The 17,716-nt window shown below is 61.4% G+C and carries 19 protein-coding genes; 3 read left to right on the top strand and 16 right to left on the bottom strand.

Annotation, left to right across the window (positions count from 1 at the left end):
- Positions 1-9: 9 nt before the first annotated feature.
- Positions 10-981 carry an amino acid ABC transporter permease gene (locus NKI05_RS16540; protein WP_023687785.1) on the top strand — a complete coding sequence of 324 codons (972 nt, stop codon included), beginning with the start codon at positions 10-12 and terminating at the stop codon, positions 979-981.
- A 623-nt stretch (positions 982-1,604) separates the two neighbouring features.
- On the top strand, positions 1,605-2,168 hold the full coding sequence (locus NKI05_RS16535; RefSeq protein ID WP_023667968.1) for a sigma-70 family RNA polymerase sigma factor: 564 nt from the start codon (positions 1,605-1,607) through the stop codon (positions 2,166-2,168).
- Here NKI05_RS16535 and NKI05_RS16530 read toward each other — a convergent pair whose 3' ends face one another.
- The 11 genes from NKI05_RS16530 to NKI05_RS16480 form a co-directional block, all read right to left on the bottom strand.
- Positions 2,169-2,345: a hypothetical protein gene (locus NKI05_RS16530; RefSeq protein ID WP_023667969.1), complete on the bottom strand. Its 177-nt coding sequence runs from the start codon at positions 2,343-2,345 to the stop codon at positions 2,169-2,171. It lies immediately after the preceding gene.
- A 141-nt stretch (positions 2,346-2,486) separates the two neighbouring features.
- The gene (locus NKI05_RS16525; protein ID WP_023691451.1) at positions 2,487-2,705 is read right to left on the bottom strand and encodes a hypothetical protein; all 219 of its coding nucleotides are present in this window, start codon (positions 2,703-2,705) and stop codon (positions 2,487-2,489) included.
- A gap of 73 nt (positions 2,706-2,778) precedes the next feature.
- Positions 2,779-3,681 (bottom strand): class I SAM-dependent methyltransferase, encoded by a 903-nt coding sequence (locus NKI05_RS16520; protein WP_023691450.1) that lies wholly within the window; start codon positions 3,679-3,681, stop codon positions 2,779-2,781.
- A 4-nt stretch (positions 3,682-3,685) separates the two neighbouring features.
- A complete protein-coding gene (locus tag NKI05_RS16515; RefSeq protein WP_023691449.1) occupies positions 3,686-4,618 on the bottom strand; it encodes a GNAT family N-acetyltransferase in 933 nt (310 codons plus the stop codon).
- A 53-nt stretch (positions 4,619-4,671) separates the two neighbouring features.
- A complete protein-coding gene (locus NKI05_RS16510) occupies positions 4,672-5,829 on the bottom strand; it encodes a glycosyltransferase (protein WP_023667973.1) in 1,158 nt (385 codons plus the stop codon).
- Positions 5,830-5,836: 7 nt separating this feature from the next.
- A complete protein-coding gene (locus tag NKI05_RS16505; RefSeq protein ID WP_023691448.1) occupies positions 5,837-6,769 on the bottom strand; it encodes a glycoside hydrolase 5 family protein in 933 nt (310 codons plus the stop codon).
- Positions 6,762-7,523, bottom strand: a complete 762-nt coding sequence (locus tag NKI05_RS16500; protein ID WP_023667975.1) for a TIGR04290 family methyltransferase — start codon at positions 7,521-7,523, stop codon at positions 6,762-6,764. The genes NKI05_RS16505 and NKI05_RS16500 overlap by 8 nt, the downstream gene beginning before the upstream one ends.
- 3 nt (positions 7,524-7,526) lie before the next feature.
- Positions 7,527-8,330, bottom strand: a complete 804-nt coding sequence (locus NKI05_RS16495) for a sugar phosphate nucleotidyltransferase (protein WP_023667976.1) — start codon at positions 8,328-8,330, stop codon at positions 7,527-7,529.
- Positions 8,330-9,430, bottom strand: coding sequence for a CgeB family protein (locus NKI05_RS16490; RefSeq protein WP_023687793.1), 1,101 nt, complete (start codon positions 9,428-9,430; stop codon positions 8,330-8,332). The genes NKI05_RS16495 and NKI05_RS16490 overlap by 1 nt, the downstream gene beginning before the upstream one ends.
- A 14-nt stretch (positions 9,431-9,444) precedes the next feature.
- On the bottom strand, positions 9,445-10,041 hold the full coding sequence (locus tag NKI05_RS16485; protein ID WP_023667978.1) for a histidine phosphatase family protein: 597 nt from the start codon (positions 10,039-10,041) through the stop codon (positions 9,445-9,447).
- Positions 10,038-11,141 (bottom strand): inositol-3-phosphate synthase, encoded by a 1,104-nt coding sequence (locus NKI05_RS16480; protein ID WP_023681094.1) that lies wholly within the window; start codon positions 11,139-11,141, stop codon positions 10,038-10,040. The genes NKI05_RS16485 and NKI05_RS16480 overlap by 4 nt, the downstream gene beginning before the upstream one ends.
- 85 nt (positions 11,142-11,226) lie before the next feature.
- On the opposite strand from NKI05_RS16480, the gene NKI05_RS16475 reads away from it, so the two are divergent.
- Positions 11,227-13,041, top strand: a complete 1,815-nt coding sequence (locus tag NKI05_RS16475; RefSeq protein ID WP_023815914.1) for a hypothetical protein — start codon at positions 11,227-11,229, stop codon at positions 13,039-13,041.
- 8 nt (positions 13,042-13,049) lie between these two features.
- On the opposite strand, the gene NKI05_RS16470 is transcribed toward NKI05_RS16475, so the two are convergent.
- The 5 genes from NKI05_RS16470 to NKI05_RS16450 form a co-directional block, all read right to left on the bottom strand.
- Positions 13,050-13,235, bottom strand: a complete 186-nt coding sequence (locus NKI05_RS16470) for a hypothetical protein (protein WP_023667982.1) — start codon at positions 13,233-13,235, stop codon at positions 13,050-13,052.
- Positions 13,236-13,329: 94 nt separating this feature from the next.
- Entirely contained in the window at positions 13,330-14,370 is a 1,041-nt protein-coding gene (locus NKI05_RS16465; protein WP_023681096.1) for a UDP-glucuronic acid decarboxylase family protein, read from the bottom strand.
- Between the two features lie 23 nt (positions 14,371-14,393).
- The gene (locus tag NKI05_RS16460; RefSeq protein WP_023815913.1) at positions 14,394-15,497 is read right to left on the bottom strand and encodes a CgeB family protein; all 1,104 of its coding nucleotides are present in this window, start codon (positions 15,495-15,497) and stop codon (positions 14,394-14,396) included.
- A complete protein-coding gene (locus tag NKI05_RS16455; protein ID WP_023667985.1) occupies positions 15,494-16,588 on the bottom strand; it encodes a CgeB family protein in 1,095 nt (364 codons plus the stop codon). The genes NKI05_RS16460 and NKI05_RS16455 overlap by 4 nt, the downstream gene beginning before the upstream one ends.
- A complete protein-coding gene (locus NKI05_RS16450) occupies positions 16,585-17,715 on the bottom strand; it encodes a CgeB family protein (RefSeq protein ID WP_023733218.1) in 1,131 nt (376 codons plus the stop codon). Before NKI05_RS16450 ends, NKI05_RS16455 begins: the two co-directional genes overlap by 4 nt.
- Position 17,716: the final 1 nt, after the last annotated feature.

Below are 17,716 nucleotides of genomic sequence, written 5' to 3'. Positions count from 1 at the left end.
ATCGAAGACGTGATCGGCCGACTATTGCTCAACCACCCGGACGCGGCGCGCCGCGTTGGCGTGTTCTTCGTGCTCGCCGCCATCGCCGCCGGCCTGTATGGGCTCGGCATCAAAGCCAGTTGGCTCGGCAAGCTCGTTCCGGGGTCGGTCGAGTGGCTCGCCGCCAACCCGGACGTCGGGCGGGCGGTCTCGGCGGTGCTGATCGCATTGATCTTGGTGGCGAACTGGAACGCGCTGCGGTATCTCAGCCGCAAACAGCAGATTGTGGCAGTTTGGATAGAGCTGTTCGTGTTGCTAATGTTGTTTTTCTATTCCTTCGACCTGTCCTTCGCGTTCATCGCCAAGAAGATCGGCTTCCTCGTCTCGAAGGGTGTGGTGACGACCCTCTACATTTCGGCCATTTCGATCGCCATCGCCACCCTCATCGCCTTCGTTGGCGCCATCGCCAAACTTTCCCGCAACGGCGTGGTCTATGGCTTGGCGACCTTCTATACCTCTCTGTTTCGTGGCTTGCCGTTGCTGATGCAGATCTACATCATCTATCTCGGCCTGCCGCAGATTGGCTACGTGATCGGCGCCGTGCCGGCTGGCATCATGGCGCTGTCGCTCTGCTACGGCGCGTACATGACCGAGATCTTCCGGGCCGGCATCGAAAGCATCTCGCGCGGCCAGACCGAGGGTGCTACGGCACTCGGCCTTAGCGCTAACCAGACGATGTTCCTGGTCATCCTGCCGCAGGCGATGCGCGTCATCGTGCCGCCGACCGGCAACCAGTTCATTGCGATGCTGAAGGATTCTTCGCTGGTCTCGGTGGTCGGGGTCTGGGAGATCATGTATCTCGCACGCACGCAGGGCCAGACCGAGTTCCGCCACATCGAGATGCTCATCACCGCCTCGATGATCTATTGGCTGCTCTCGATGGGGCTCGAGTTCCTTCAGTCGCGGATCGAGGACCGGTTCGGGCGCTCACTCAAGCGCTGATCGTCATCCGTGATCTTCGCCAAAGCGAGTTGCACAGCACCGCAACAGCCAGCTTCGGAGAGCAGCTGCAGATTGTACGCGACAGCATGCCGTTCGGCGACGTCGTGAGGGGTGAATCAACCCGGTATTTCATCGGCTTAGCCCGATCGGAGGGCAGAATAGAGCAAGTGCTGGACGAGCATGTTCGTTGGCCGACCGCCCGGCAACTACGACCGATTGCTGGATTTCACCCGCGCCAATAAGTTAACAAAATTAATGACTCTAACATGTCTCCGGCCAACCATTATCGCTATGTATCGATGGTAGCCGAGTTCGCCACGTGGTTCGCCAATAGGTTTGTCAGCAGTGGTTTGCGCGTTACCAGCCGCACGACTCGGTCCATGCCCTGCACAGCCAAACGCACCGGCGAGACTTCCCGGGAATGAAGCTCGGCATGGTGTTTCGTTCCTTTGAAGTGGGCGTGGTTGGGGGAAGACCGTAGTCGGCGTGTTCGCGCCCGGTGGAATTTTCGAAGAGTTGTTTCCAACGGCGGGAACGAACCAAACTTCCATGCATTTAGCTCTGGCTTCGTTCATTCACTCTTTTTTCTGGGAGCTGGACCATTGTCATCCGGAGGCTATCTCTTGGCCGACCAACAAACCAATGACGTTTCCATCGTCGATCTGATACCTGCCCTGCGGGCTTTCGCGCGCACCTTCTGCCGCGTTCCAGACGATGCCGACGATCTGGTGCAGGAAACGTTGACCAAAGGGCTCGCCAACATCGACAAGTTCGAACCTGGTACACGCATGAAGTCGTGGCTCTTCACCATCATGCGCAACACCTACTACACCCGGATCAAGATCGCTGCACGGGAAGCGCCAGGCCTTCTCGACTGCGCGTCTTCGAGACCGATTTCGGAAGCTACCCAGGAATGGACCGTTCAGAGCAAGGAAGTTCACGGCGCCATCCAAAAGCTGCCCGAACATCAGCGCGAGGTGCTGATGCTGATCGGCGTTTTAGGAGTGGGCTACGAGGAAACCGCCGAAATCTGCGGCTGCGCGGTAGGGACGGTCAAGAGCCGGCTGAACCGTGCCCGCGCCAACATCCTTGAGCTACTCGGGGAGAGCTCGTTGCAGACATTGATAGAAAGGCGAAATCAGCTGTCGGATGGTCAGCTCGATATAGAGGTCGACAGCCGCAGATAATCAGCTCTTCACGTCTCGCCGACGCTTCTCGACGAGAGCGTTTTGCAATTGGATCGCCAGCTTGGATAGGCGGTCTGGTATCTTTTCCTGCTCTATGGCGGCCAGCAGGGAAGCAATCTCCTGATCCACCGCCATCTCGACAAGCAGATCCGTGGTATCGTCGCTCGAATGAGACATCACGTTCTCTTGATAGCATCCCTAGATCCAAGTCTGATGATGAGCGCTCGGCACTACAAGGCGTTGTCGACCGCCGAGAGGCTCACCGGCGGCCCTTGCACAGTTTTCCTCCGTGCCGCGGCAAGACGCGGCGCGGTGGCGTCAGTCCTTCAGCAACCGGTTTGCGGCGTGATCCTGAAATTGATCGGACTTGATTCGATTGCCGTCCAGCCCGCGCTCTCGGCTATGTTGCTTCCTGTCGCGGTTGGACAAAACCGCGTTTTCTTCGATCTTGTCCTTGTCCAAGGTGGTCATTGCGCCGGCGCCGGCACCTTTGCCTTGGCTGCCTTGGCCGAAATGCTTTTTGCCGCCGGATGCCATGATCTCCTCCTTCGAATCCAGGACACCGATCGGTGCCGACGCCCGAACCGGCATCGCGCTGTAATGTTCCGTCTCACCCAGCAAGCAGGAAGGCGTCGCCATCCCATGACCCAAACGGCTTCTCGCCGTCGATGACGACCCGCAATTGGTGAGCTTGCGCAAGACGGCCGATGTCGGCCCGGTCCAAAGAAAGCGATCCGCGATAAGAATAGTTGAGCAATGCGAGCCGGCCCGGCCGTTTGAGAACGCGCGCAATTTCATCGAAAAGCCGCTCAGCCATGCCGGCCAGGACCAGGTAGGGAAAGCTGTCGACCGCCAACACGCAATCGAAACTGTCGTCGTCGAAGTCGGCCAGATCGAGACCGGAGGTTTGGCGCAGTTCGACATTGCCGAGCGCTGCGCATTGCTCGGAGGCGATAGAGATCATCCGCGATGATATGTCGATGCCGACCATCCGCTTGAAGGAATTGGACAGCGCGCGCTCGAAACGTCCGATGCCGCAACCGATGTCGAGAATGTCTCGTTCAATTCCGGTGAATTCTCGCGCCTCGAGCCATTCAACGATTTCGTCGGTCATGGCTGTCAGCCGCTCGTCATCGCCAAGGGATCCTAACTGGACACTTGCGGCTGTCGAAATTGCTGCCGCGGCATCAAAACTCGAGGCCAGCCGCGTGACGACGGCAATATCCGTCTCGCCGTTACCGCGTTCATGCCGAACGGCGCCGCCTGTCGCTCGCAAAGTGGCAAGGACGCCCGGTCTGTGGCGCAGCAGTCCAGCGACCTTTCGCAGTCTTTCAGCATCGCCGGTATCCGCCGGACGGACTTTCAGCACGAACTCCGCCAATTCCGCCGCTTCAATTGTGGGCGGCAGGTGAAGCGCCAGCCTGACGAGAACAGCTTCGGCGCAGGCACCATCGGCCATGCAATCTTCGACCGCCCGTCTGACCGATGTCCGGCGCTGCGCGTGCACACTCATGACATCAACTCCGCGTCCAGATCCTCCGCATCGTCCACCTGTCGACGGCGCCCCAGCCATATTTGTAGGCCTCCTGGCCGCGCAGGAAGTCGAACTCGCGCGCATCCTCGCGGATCGACTCCGCGATCGCGTGGCCGATCAGGATCGCCCCTGGGCTCTCCTCGGCATATGCAGGATCGAGGCCGCCGAGATAGGCATAGGCGCGGCCGCGGTGGTGAAATCCGTAATAGGCGGCGACAGTCGTGCCATCGATCGCGAGCAACCAGCATCGGACCAGGCCGTGAGCATCGAGCAAGGGAAGTGAAAGCCCATGGAAGTGCCGCACGGCGGGGTCGGCCAATACACCACCTCCATGTCCAACCCAGCGTGCCTGGTGCAGGCGGATCAATTGGTTCAGGAAGTTCTGATCGCCCCGCGCTGACGCCAACGCGAGCCGGCCGCGTCTGGACGCCGCTTGGCGCGCCCGGCGCAACTGGCGCCTGCGCCGAGCGGGAACGCAGCCGGCCAACGTGTCGTCGCCGGCAACAGCAAGCACGGGACAGGCTGCATGAATTACCGGCCTCTCGACCGTTAAACCGGGATGCGCGATCGTAAGACCGGCACTGTTTTGCGGCAGATCAGACAAGATCCATTGTGACCACCCGACCGAGCAGATCGTTTCGGCAATGGTGGCGACAACCGCCGCCTCGATATCCCGGACAGCCAGGATGTCCAGATAATCACTGAGCGAAATACCGACCGGAAGCAGCTTCGAACCGGCCGTTCCATGCTCGAGATAGAGTGGCGCCAGCCCGACCAGATCGCCGCCACGCCAGACCGCAACTGTCGCCAGTTCACCGGGTGCGAATGCGCGCCACCATGGCACCAGCCAGGCGGGGGATTGGAACGGCGTCGCAGAGGAACTCTGCTCCCACAGTTTCCACCAGTGCGGCGTCAAGGCATCGAATTTTACGGGGTCATCGATGATTTCGCTGCGCAACACTGCTTTTCTCACGGTGCCGCAGCGAAGCGCCGGCAATCTGTGCCAAGTTGTGCCAGCGCCTGATAGGCAGCCATATACGACGAGATCATCCGTTCCAGCGAAAACCGCCGTCGCGCCTCCACCCGGCACGCCTCGGCGTCCAGGCTGGGCGCCGCAAGAATGGCTTGGGCCATCTCGTCGACTGTGTTGACGAGAAAGCCCGTCCTGCCGTGCTCGATGACATCCGCAAGCGCACCATTCGGGAATGCGACCACCGGGGTACCGCAGGCGAGGGCCTCCATGGCGACAAGCGAGCTTGTCTCGGCGGCGAGGCTTGGAATGACCAGACAGCGGGCTGCGTTGAGAAAGCGCCTCTTGGCGTTAAAACCGAGCGGGCCCAGGAAGCGGCGGCGAGCATCAAGACGGGATTGGACCTCGTCGCGAAAGTAGCGCGTATGTGTTTCGTAGGGGTAGACCTTGCCGCCGATGACCAGGGGCACGCCCGCCTGTTTGGCCGCGTCCAGGGCCAGGTGAATGCCCTTTTCCGGGCAGACTCGGCTGAGAACCAGGGCAAAGTCTCGCTTCGGCTGCACCAGGCTCAGTGCTTCGATGTCAACGCCGTTGGGAATCGGCGCCACCAGTCTGGCCCCTGGTGGCGCCGTTTGCTGCTGGGTGGGCGAGACCGCATGGAGCCACAGGTCGTCGCGCGTCGGTCGCAGAGCCTCGGCCGGATACCAGTCCAAGGGCAGGTGGAGGCTCACCAGGGTCGGACCATCGTCGGGCAAATAGGCATGAAAATCGATACCGTGCAGATGAGCCACATCGATCGGCCATCGGGCGCGGGCAGCGGCGATCGCTTTGCGATGAGCCTGCTGCGCGCGGCTCTTCGCCGCCTCGTCGAGCACGCCGTTTTCAGCCGGTATTTCCACAAGGGTACCGCTCGCGCTGGAGCCGCGGCAGCCAATGACGATAGAGCGGTGGCCGGCGCGAACCAGCTCCCGATCGAGCATCGACAGAACCTGTTCGGCACCGCCGACAGCATCGGGTCCGACGGGTGCGAGAGGGTAGGCGACATTGAGGACAGTGAGCGCCGCGGCTGGTTGCGCCTCGGTCCCGTATGCCGCACCACCTGTCGATGATGCCGCTAATTCGTCCAATGTGTCGGGCGTCTGATGCATTGGCAGCATGACACTTTCACGCTGCCGAGGCCCGCCGCGTCGGGAGCGAAGCGGACGTCATGCCGGGCGCATAGCGGCGGATCATGGTTGCGCAGAATTCCGCGAACTCCTCCGGCACCAGAGGTGGGCTGGTGTGGTGGGGCATCATTCCGCGATGCTGCGGTGTAAAGCAAAAGGTGACCGTCACGTCGAAATCGGCGAGTGCCTCCATCTGCCGGTCAAACCAGTCCAGCGCGTTCGGCCGGAAGCTGTCTGCCCAGGAAAGCCCCGTGCGCATATTGGTGACGCCCAGCCGCTTCATCCAGGCGACGGCATCGTCCAGCCGGGCGTCCTCGAAATGAAACCACTGCACCAGCCCCATTGCGGGCGTGTAGCGCAGGAACTCCTCCAGCGCAGGTTTTGGCGTACCGTCCTGGCGTAGCAGCCCCATGTGGAAATGTCGATAGTAAGAAGAGCCCTCTGCCTCGCGATGCCGCGTCGTTGCTTCCCATTCGCGCGGAAGATCGTAGAGGCTGTACCACTGGATGCGTGGTGCGTTGCCGATCAGCAACTCGGCGGTGCGCTTGAGCCCCCAGACCTGGATTTCTTCCGCGCCGAAGGTCGATACGCCGACTTCGCTGACCCAGATGGGAAGGTTGGTGACGGTCGCGATCTCGCCGATCTTCTGTGGCCATTCGTGGATCTGCCACAGGTTCCAGTCGAGCGGAAAGCCGTGCACGGCGACGGCATCGACATGGTCCAGCACGCCGAATTCCTTCATGCGGGTGATAAAGCCCGGATCTATCGGCGAGATGCCACCGAGTACTTTCGTCAAAGACGGGTTCTCCGACGCGATTGCGTCAGCCGACAAGATCGCCATCCTGGCAAAGCGGCTCCAATCGGGATCGAGCTCTGGGTCCCAATGCGATTTGTTGTTGGGCTCGTTCCAGATCATGGCGGCTTCAATCATGGAGCTGTCCTTTCGAGGGGTAGATGGCGCCGCCGCCGGCCGGGTCCCCGGCTGCGCGGCAGAAATAGACCTCCTGCTCGGGGTGCAGAACGATCTCGAAACCGGCGCTGCGCAGCATCGCTTCGGTGCAGGCGCGGTTTGGAATCCACCAGTTGGTGGGATCGTCGGCATAGCGGTGCTCGATAAAATGCAGCTTGGGAAACTGCGGCTGGTCGAACAGGTCATGCGTCCAGAAATGATAGTTTTCTTCCAACTCGGGCAGATCCGCGCTGCCGCGCTGCATGGACTGGAAGATCATCAGGTCACGGGCGACATGTTCGCGGATCAGGTCGAGCGCGAGCAAGGGGTGGCGCAAATGGTAAAGCACCCCCATGAACAGCACGACATCGAACGTCTCGCGCAGCGAGCCGACGTCGTAGACCGAAAGCTTCTGGAATTCGATCTCGCAATCGGCAACCTCGGCGGCAAAGCGAGCCTGCGCCAGGTAGGCGTCATCGAAATCGATGCCGAGGACACGGTCAGCACCTCGCCGTTTCATCTCGATGGAGTAAAATCCTGCATTGCAGCCGATATCGAGTACGGCCTTGCCCCTCAGATCAGCGGGAATGGCATTGGCAAATTTGCGCCATTTGATCAGCGGGTAGTTGCCCAGAAAATGGTTGGGAGCGGTTTGGACGCCGGCAAGTTCCATGTTGTGGAACCATGGGCCGAGCGCATCGATGCGGCGGCGGATTTCGGCATGGGAATGCAGCATGGCTCAGGCTCCTTCGCCAGGAACGACGGGTACATGCGACTGCGCGCCGGGCATGATCATGGTGGGCCGGCGCTGCGCGGATGAGGCGTCGTTTTCAAGCAACCGCAGAGCTGTTCGATAGCCGTTGAAAGTGCCGACATCGACATAGTCCGACCCAGCCCTGACACCAAAAGCTGTACCGCCGGCCGCAATATAGGCGTTGACCAAAGTGCCGATATATTCGTCACTGCGCTCGCGCTCACGCCAGAGTGCCGCAAGCTGATGCAGGATATGGCCCGGCATCTTGAACGCACCCCAGACCCAGTTCGTGGCGGCATCCTGTCGTTTGACCTGGATTTCGATCACGCGCTCGTGGACGTCGGTGACGACGGCGTCGAAGAATTCCGGCTGATCCACCGGGAAAAGCAGAAATGAGAGCTGATCGTCGGGCAAATGGCGGAAACCGTCCTCGGGAAACCAGATCGTATCGGGAAGGCCGACCAGGACGACCTCGTCGGGCGCGACGAGGGGCGCCGCCCGGAAGATCGCATCGCACAGACCGACGGGGTTCGGCTGCACCACGAAGAGAGCCGCCGCGTCACCGTAGCCGGCGGCGTAGTATTCAAGGATGTCGGATTTACCCGATCCGATGATGAAGCAAATCTTGTCGACGCCGGCCTGCACCATGCGCCGTACCAGATACTCGCTCACGGCGCAGGGACGCTCGGTCTGTCCATCGATCCGGCTACCGACCGGCAGCAGCTCTTTCGAGAAGCCGAGCGGCTGAATGCGGCTGCCGCGCCCGGCAGCGGGTACGATGCCCAACATCAGACCGCTTCCCTCATCGGTTCGCCGGGAGATCTTTGAAAGGCATCGTTCAGGATGCGATCCAGTTCCGCCGCGCGCCGTGCGGAAGTGTGTTCGCCCAAGACCCGGTCGCGGGCACGCCTTCGAATGCCGTCGAGCTCGCACTCCGGCAATTGCAATGCGGCGACCACATCATCGGTGTCATGCGCCAACAATATTTCGCGGCCGGGTTCGAAAAATTCGGCTAGGCCCGGCCATGCATCGGTGACGATGGCAGCCCCACACGCGGCCGCTTCGAAGAGCCGTCCCGACGGGCACCAGCCCTTTTGCGCCATCGCCTCCCGGGTGACGTTCAGTGTCAGGCGAGATGATGAGAAGAAAGCCGGATGGTCGGCTGGCGGAAGATGCCTGACAAAGAAGATGTTGTCGCTCCATGGGAATTCCTGCGGATATTGCGCGCCGCCAATGATGAAGCGGTGGTCAGGCAGGCGCGCGGCCGGGCGGACCAGCAGCTTTTCGACGCCGGCCTGGCGATCCGCCGCGTAAGTTCCGAGATAGGACAGATCACCGGCGAATTCGGCGCGCTTCTCTGCCGGCCGGTGTTGGTCGGGATCGACATGTCCATAGAGAGGTACCACGTGACGCGCGCCTAAAACCGACTTAAGCGCCTCGATCGCCGAGCCGCCGGTGTAACTCAAAACGAGGTCGAAATCGGCAAGACCCTCAGGTCCGAAATAGGGCGGACGCTCGCCTTGCTCGATGCGGGCAAGCGTGACCGGAGTGTCGAGATCGTAGAAGACACGCAATCCGCGACCTGTCTGCTGCGCCAACCGCGAGGCCTCCACGGCGTCGGCACAGTAGGAAGTGACGACGACGACATCCGCTTGCTTCATTGCCCGCTCCGCAACGCGACGGATGTCTTCCCAGTCCGGATAAATGACGACGTTGCCGCCATCGAGCCGATCGAGATCACGCGTCCCGGCATAGTAGGGGGTATCGCGTTCGAAGAAGGTGATGGACCATCCCAGCCGACCCAGGGCGCGGATCAGTCCCCGCCAGAGCGTGGCATGGCCGTTGCCCCATGATGATGTAACGGTGAGACCGAAAATGACCATCTGCATCCGGAAAGTCCTCGTCAGGCAGCTTCGTTCATTCGCAGGAGCTTGGAGCCCCAGTCACCCGACACGATCGTCGTGATCGAGGCTGGATCGATGTCGAAGCGGAAGCAGTCGCCGACCGGCAAGCCAAGCACCTTGCAGACGGCGGCTTTGATCACGTCGGCGTGGCTGACCAGGGCGACACACTGATTCGGATGCCGCTCGCGCACTGCGTTCATCAGTGCGACGATCCGCTCCTGGACATCCAGCATGGTCTCGCCGCTCGGTGTCCTGGCCTCCTGCCGCTGGTCGTTCCACGCCCGCCAACCGGCATCGCCATTCAACTCGTCGAAAGTCTTTCCCGACCAATCGCCGAAATCGATCTCGTCGAGTTCGGCGCAGATCGCGATTTCACCGACGCCGCAGGCAAGCGCGATCGGCACGGCCGTCTCTTGCGTACGCTCCCGCGGGCTGCACAAGATGGCTTCAATCGGCTCCCGGGCCATGCGGCCACCAAGATGCGCGGCCTGCGCCTTCCCAGCCTCGCCAAGGCAAACGCCATCCATCCGTCCTGCAAGATAGGAGCCGACATTGTCGTGCGCTGCATGACGGATCAAAAAGAACGTTGTCGTCATTCCGCGGCATCCAGCAAAGGCTCGTCCTTGCCGGCGATGAAAGCGAGCGTGCGCTGCCGCGCTTCGGCGTCGGTGAACTGTTCGGGAGGCGACTTCATGAAATAGCTGCAGGGACCGGTCAGTGCTCCCGCTATGCCGCGATCGAGCGCAAGCTTGGCGCAGCGTATCGCATCGATCACCACGCCGGCTGAATTTGGAGAATCCCAGACTTCCAGCTTGAGCTCGGCGTTGAGCGGCACGCCGCCGAAGGTCGTCCCTTCCACCCGGATATAGGCCCATTTGCGATCGGTCAGCCACGGTACGTGGTCGCTGGGTCCGACATGAATATTGCCTGGCTCCAGGGGAACATCGAACTGGCTGGCCACGGACTGGGTCTTGGAAATCTTCTTTGATTCCAGCCGCTCGCGTTCCAGCATGTTGAGGAAGTCGGTGTTGCCCCCGAAATTCAGCTGATAAGTGCGATCGATGCGCACGCCGCGCTCGCGGAAGAGATTGGCCAGCAGGCGGTGAACGATGGTCGCCCCGACCTGGCTCTTGATATCATCGCCGACCAGCGGCAGCCCTCGCTGCTCGAAGCGCCGGCGCCATTCCGGACGTGAGGCGATGAAAACGGGTATGCAGTTGACGAAGGCGCAGCCGGCCTCAAGCGCGCATTCGGCGTAGAAGCGCGTCGCCTCCTCGGAGCCCACCGGCAGGTAAGAGACCAGCACGTCGGCGCCGCTGTTGCGCAGGATTTCGCTGACGTCGGCAACCGGCTCCGGCGCCTCCTCGATTTCGTCGCGCAAGTATTTTCCGATGCCGTCAAGTGTCGGTCCGCGCTCGACGCGAACGCCGTTTGCCGCCGCATCGGCAAAGCGGAACGTGTTGTTCGGGGCGGCGTAGATTGCTTCAGCGACGTCGAGGCCAACCTTGCTCCTGGCGACGTCGAATGCGCAGACAATCTCGATGTCGTCGACATGGTAACCGCCGAGGTCGGCATGCATCAGCCCTGGGATTGGTTCGTTGCTTTTTGCGTGACGATAATAGGAGAGGCCCTGCACCAGGGAGGATGCGCAATTGCCGACCCCGACGATACCGACACGAACCTTTTTCGATCCCACGAAACTGCCGCCCTATGCTGTTCAAAGGTAAGTTCCTGCCGCCGAACCACCAGCGTGCCGGAATGTTCCTTGGCCTGCCGAAAAATTGCGCAAGACAGCATGGATCGAAGCAGCGCTCGCTGCGTTGCCGCAAGGCAAAGCATTGGAAAACCGATCGATGATCGTTTACGGCGACCAGAAGCGGAGGCAGAGCGCAGAACGGCTTCGCGATGCTGCGAGCGAAATTGCTCAAAGTCTGGACCGCATGGCTCATGGCGTCCGACGCCATGCCGCGTTGGTCGGCCTATTCATCAGCGTATCGGAACTGGTTCGCGCGCTTGCCGATGTCGATTTCGAGAACAGGGGCATCGACATCTTTTCGCCGCGGCAACAGCAAGGCGCCAGATTGCTGGTTGGTCTTGCGGCAGAGGTGGCGAAGTCGTGGCGAAGCGGTTTCGCCGTGGGCGGTGGCATCGAGCCGGGACTTCTCCAACTGCTGGACGGGTTGGATTGCGAGGCTGAGGTTCTGACCGGTTCTGCCGAGGGTTACGCGCATTACGCGCTTTATCCCGAAAGCTATTTGGGAGCGGCGCAGGAGTCAGGTCTCGATGCGAACACATGCGTGATCGGCATCCGCAGCATCGGCCTGGGGCTTGCCGCCATAGTGGCTGCCGCGATTGGCGCGCCGGCGCCGTTCAGCGTTCGTCCGGTCGGCCATCCTTTCCGCAGGCACATCAATGCCGATCCGCGCTCGATCGCTTCCTGGAAGAACAATTCATCGGCACGCTTCGCCGTTGTAGACGAAGGTCCCGGTCTGTCCGGCAGTTCGATGCACGCCGTCGTCGCGTGGCTGCGGGAACTGGGTATTGGTATGGACCGCATTCACCTGTTTCCCAGCCATCCTGGCAACCCGGGCACCGAAGCGTCACGGGAGGCCAGGGAGACATGGTCGCGCTGTCCGAAACATGTGGCGACGGCGCTCGAATGCACCTTCCCCGAAAGCTCGAACATTCCCTCTCTTACCGACTGGGTGGCCGAGGCGGTCGGCAGCCCCGAATTACGCCTGTCCGAACTGTCTGGTGGCGAATGGAGGAGCGCCCACTACGTCGACGAAAAGCATTGGCCACCGAGCCCGCGGGGCATCGAGCGGCGTAAATTCCTGGCGTCCGCGGGGTGTGGTCGCTGGCTCGTCAAGTTCGCCGGCCTCGGCGAAACCGGACGGAATAAGAAAAGAACCGCGGAAATGTTGGGGAAAGCCGGGTTGGGGTCGCAAGTGGTCGGGCTTTGCCACGGCTTTCTGGTTGAACGGTGGATTGACGGCACCACGATGGACCAAGCGCCGCTGCCAAGAGGAAGGCTGGTCGCGGAGTTGGCGCGCTATCTAACCTGGCGGGCGCTCAATCTCCGAACCTGCGAACCGGGTGCATCATTGCTCGCACTCGCGGAAATGGCTGTTTCCAATACATCTGAAGCCCTGGGCGAGAACCGAGCGGCGACGTTGCGCCGTTGGCTCTCGAAAAAAACCCCTGCGTATGTTCTGCAGCGGGTGGAAATCGACGGAAAGCTTCACGCGTGGGAGTTTCTCGTTTGTGCCGACGGCACGGTGCTCAAGACAGATGCCGTCGACCATTGCCGGGCACACGATTTGATTGGCTGCCAGCCGATAGAGTGGGACATTGCCGGCGCCCGTGTCGAATATGGACTATCCGACAGCGATGTGACGACATTGGTCGAGGGGATGGGGCTCGATATTGACAATGGCCACATCGATTTTTTCGAACCCTGCTATTTGGCGTTCCAAATCGGGCTCTGGAGCACGGCTGCGCAATCCGAAAATGGCCAGGAAAAAGCAAGGCTGGCCGCGACCGGAGACCGATACAGGGCGGGGCTGATACGGTTCCTGGACGACTCTCAGGTGTAGCGTTTCGATCAATCCAGCCTTCGTAGCATGTCTGCTTCCTGCTCGAGAATAGCGGCCACTTCCTCGCGCTGCAGATGCGTCATCATCAGGCTGACGCAGCACTCGAGATAGGTGATCGAGGAGCGCCGCAGATAGGCAGCCGCCTCGCGTTCGGCAATCTTGTCGACATCCTTCGCGGGTCGCTTGGGTTGCATGAGGATGATCCTCCGTATCGGGTCCCTCCCGCCAAACTACAAGGTTGGATGGATGTTCCGCACGATCTCCGGGCAGGTCCGGCCGCGGCCCACGTCATGCAGGAAGGTTCTGCAGCCCGCCTGCGGGTCTCCTTTTGGCAAGGCCTGTCATCTGATCGCCGATGCCGGTGCCTTCGAGCGCCGCGAAATAATCGATCGTCAGCTTGAGACCTTCGTTGAGCGGCACTCTCGGCGACCAGCCGAGCAGCGTTTTCGCACGCGAAATATCAGGCTGCCTGCGCCGAGGATCGTCTTGCGGCAGGGGCAGAAATTTCAGATCCGACTTGGTGCCGGTCATCGCCTTCACCAATGCCGCCAGTCGCACGATGGTGAATTCTCCGGGATTGCCCAGATTGACCGGCTTGCCCGGATTGGGGTCGATGTTCATCAGGCGCATCAATCCATCAATCAAGTCGGAGACATAGCAGAAGGATCGCGTCTGCTGGCCGTCGCCGAATATCGTCAGCGGACGCTTCTCGAGCGCCTGCATGATCAAATTCGAGACGATGCGACCGTCGGCCGGATCCATTCTCGGACCGTAGGTGTTGAAGATGCGCGCGACGCGGACGTCGGCCTTGCCGGCCCTTAGATAGTCGAAGCAAAGCGTTTCGGCGGTGCGCTTGCCCTCGTCGTAGCAGGCGCGTGGGCCGGTGCAGTTCACATGACCGACATAATCCTCCCTTTGCGGGTGTTGTTCCGGATCGCCATACACTTCGCTCGTCGAGGCCTGCAGCAGTCGCGCGTCATTGCGGACAGCGAGTTCGAGCAGGTTGAGGGTTCCGATCACGCAGGTACGCGTGGTGTGTATCGGGTCGGCCTGATAACGCGGCGGTGAGGCGGCGCAGGCCAGGTTGAAGATGTGATCCACGGGCTCGCCGAGATCCAATGGCCGGCAGATGTCCTGCTCGATCAACCGGAAACCCGGCCGGTCCATGATCGAGATGATGTTTTCCATGCGCCCGGTCAGAAAATTGTCAACGCAGATCACGCGCCAGCCGTTGCGGAGCAATACTTCGCAAAGATGCGAACCGAGGAAACCCGCGCCGCCGGCAACAAGCACCGTCTTTGCCCTGTGCGCCTTTCTTGTCTGTCGCATCGCTGTTTTCTCCTGTCTGCCGTTCATGCTGCACTTCCAATGTCGAGATCGAGGGCCGTCGCCCTTGGTTGGGTCAGCGCCGCCACGAATTCGCGAGCCCTGGCCCCACCGGTGTGGGAAGCGAGGACGAGTTTGCGAGCCCGGCCGGCCATGGCCAGGCGTGCGCGCTCGGACTCGCCAACGAGGATATCGATGACTTCGTCCGTCTCCGCGGCGGTGTGGATCGCCGATGCGGGAAAGAAGCTGTCGAGCCCTGGCCAGTGGTCGCTGACGATGGGCGTGCCGCAAGCCGCCGCTTCGAACAGGCGCACGCTGGGCGACCATCCTGCGGTGATCATGGAACTGCGTGTGACATTCAGCGTGTAGCGCTGACGGCTATAGAACGCGGCGTGATCGGCTGGCGGCAAATGTTCGATGCGTTCGACATTGTCCGGCCAGATGATGTCGGATGGATATTGGGAGCCGGCCACGACGAAACGGAGGTTCGGCATATGCCGTGCGGGCTCGAGCAGCAGAGCGTTCAGCGTTGTCTGCCGGTCCATGCTGTAGGTGCCGAGATAGCCGAGATCCCAGCGGATCGGATCTCCTGTCGGGTGATGCCGTTCCGGATCGACCGAACAATAGAGAGGTTCGGCATGGCGCGCGCCGAAGTCTTGCGCCAGATGGCTGAGCGTTGGTCCGCCGGTGAAGGAGAAATAGACATCGAAATACGGAATTTGCCGCGAACTCAGATAATCGCAATCGTCGGCTGAAAGCTTGGCCAGGGTCACCGGGGTGTCGATGTCGTAAAAGCAGAGCTGCCCCTTGCAAAGCGAGGCGACGATGTCGATGACCTGGCGGCCTTCTGGAACAAAGGATCCGATGACAATGATGTCGGCCTGCTCCAGGCACTGTGCGTAGTCGCGTTGCAGCTCCGCAGTGGTTTCGTAGTAGCGCAAGGCGCAGAACTCCGGATCGCGCAGATCGCGGTGATTGGCGTACCAGGGCACGTTGCGCTCCAGAAAAGTCACCCGGTGACCGAGTCCGTGCAAGCCTTTCAAAAGACCCCGGAAAGTCGTGGCGTGGCCGTTTCCCCAGGATGAGGACAGCGACAGGCCGAGAAAGACGATGTCCAGTTTCTTGGTCATTCCGCTGCCTCCACGGCCCCGTGCTCGAAATGACGTTTGAAGACGGCATCCGCCACATCCGCCCGAAGCGCGTAGGTATGGTCCGCCAGCACGCGGTGAAGTGCGGCTTGGCCGATTGCCTTGGCCCGCCCGGGGGTCAGCGAGCGCATTATTTCGGCGACATCGCCCCCGTCACGCGCGACCAGGATCTCCTCGCCTGGTTTCAGGAACAGTTCCACGCCCAGCCATGCATCCGTGATGAGACAGGCGCCCGCGCCGGCCGCCTCGAACACTCGCGTGGCCGGTGAAAAACCGTTGGCGGCCATGCTGTCGCGGCTGATGTTCAACACGGCTTTTGGGGTGACATTGAAGGCGTTGTGATCGCGGGTGCCGACATGGCCGAGCCAGCCTACATTGGTGGGGAGCGGCTTGTCGCCCCAACCCGAGCCTCCGAGCAGGAAACGCTGTTTCGGCAGCTGGCTGGCGGGATCGAGGAAAAACGATTCGACACGCGCTTCACGGTCCGGCAGCCGGTTTCCGAGGAACGCCAGGTCGCAGGCAAAACGCGCTTTGCTGGCGACCGGATGGTGCGTTTCGGGATCGAGCGCATTGTAGATGGGCACGCACTCCTTGGCGCCCATGGCACGATAGGCCCAGACAACGGGATCGCCGCCACCATAGGTCAGCACGAGGTCGATCTCCTGCAGTGCACGATGGAGCGGGTGGTCCGGCTCGTCGCGCAACTGGGCAAGCGTGGCTGGCGCATCCACGTCCCAGAATACGACAAGCGCGTCGCTGCGGGCGTGGTCGAGAACGGCGCGAAGCAGCGCCTCGTCTTCGAAACCGACGCCACTCGCCTTGACGACGATGTCGGCGCCGGCGGCACGTGCCGCGACCTGCATCAGCGCATGCTGGGTCGCCTCATAAACGACGACAGTGCACCAGTCGGGAGCTTCGATGTCGCGGTTCTTCTGCCGGTCGTAGACATCGGGTTCGTAGAACGTGATCTCGTAACCCAATTGCGAAAGTGCCTTGAGCAAACCGCGATAGTACGTCGCGGCACCGTTCCAGTAGGACGACAAAAGGCTCGATCCATAGAATGCGATCTTCATGCGACGGCTTCCTTTGCGGCTGTCGGGACGGCGGTGTGTCGGCTCGCGCATTGCGTGAGCACGCCGAGCAACTCGTCGACGCGGTGGCGGCAGGTGTGCCGCGAGCGGATGGTCTCGAGACCCGAGGTCACCAGGGAGGCCGCAAAGTCCTCGTCGGACAACACCGTCCGAAGCTGTTGCCGCATTTGCGAGCCATTCTCGGCAAACAGGAAGTCGACACCGGGCCTGAAAAGCTGCTCGACATCGGACCATGGCGCTGAAATCAGCGGAATGCCGCAGGCGAGTGCCTCGAACATGCGGATCGTCGGGATTCCGGGCAACCTCTCGCGATAGGGGCGCCGTGGGATGTGAAGTGTGACACGATGCGCGGCGAAGGCCTTCGGCACGTCGGCATTGGCGATCCACCCCTCATAGCGCAGTCCTGCGGTGGCCAGATCCGCAAGTGCGGTCTTGGGGTAGCGTACGCCGTGAACAGCGGCATCAAGGCCGAGATCGTGCACCGGCTCGATCAGAAACTCCTTGAGTTCGGCGGTCCGCTCATCATCGCCCCAGTTGCCGATCCAGACCAGATCGGAGGTGGGGTGGATCTCCGGGTGCGGCTTGAACAGGCGATCGTCCGCCGCTTCATGCCAAGTGAAGACGCGCTTGCCCCAGCCGGCGCGCAGATAGCTCTCGCGCAAGGTTTCGCCAAAGGCGAGAACGCCGTCATAGTGCTCCAGCCGGAGCGCCGAGAGTGCCTCGGTCGCAGACACGGCCCGGTGGTGGGTGTCGTGAAAAAGAAGGATGAAGTTGCCGCCGGCGGCCCGGGCACGGCCAATACGTGCGACAAGCTCCGGATCCGTCCACTCATGAACGATCACAACGTCGGCCTCGGCAATCCAGGCTTCGTGATCAAATCCGGCATCGTAGGTCACCGGCATCAGTTCGGGAAAATCCTTGCGGAAGCGTTCGATGGCGAACGACCCCTTCTCAGCCAGCAGATTCGACCGGCTCCAGCCATTCGCCGGCTCCAGCGCAATCGCCTGATGCCGGCGCTGGACCAGCTCTCGCATGACGCCGCGCAGGAAATGGGCATTGCCATGGTTCCAGTCGGAAACGACCGAGTGGGTGTAGAACACAAAGCGCATG

Source organism: Mesorhizobium sp. M0771 (assembly GCF_040320155.1).
Classification (GTDB): domain Bacteria; phylum Pseudomonadota; class Alphaproteobacteria; order Rhizobiales; family Rhizobiaceae; genus Mesorhizobium.
This window is presented reverse-complemented; position numbering and strand designations above follow the sequence as displayed.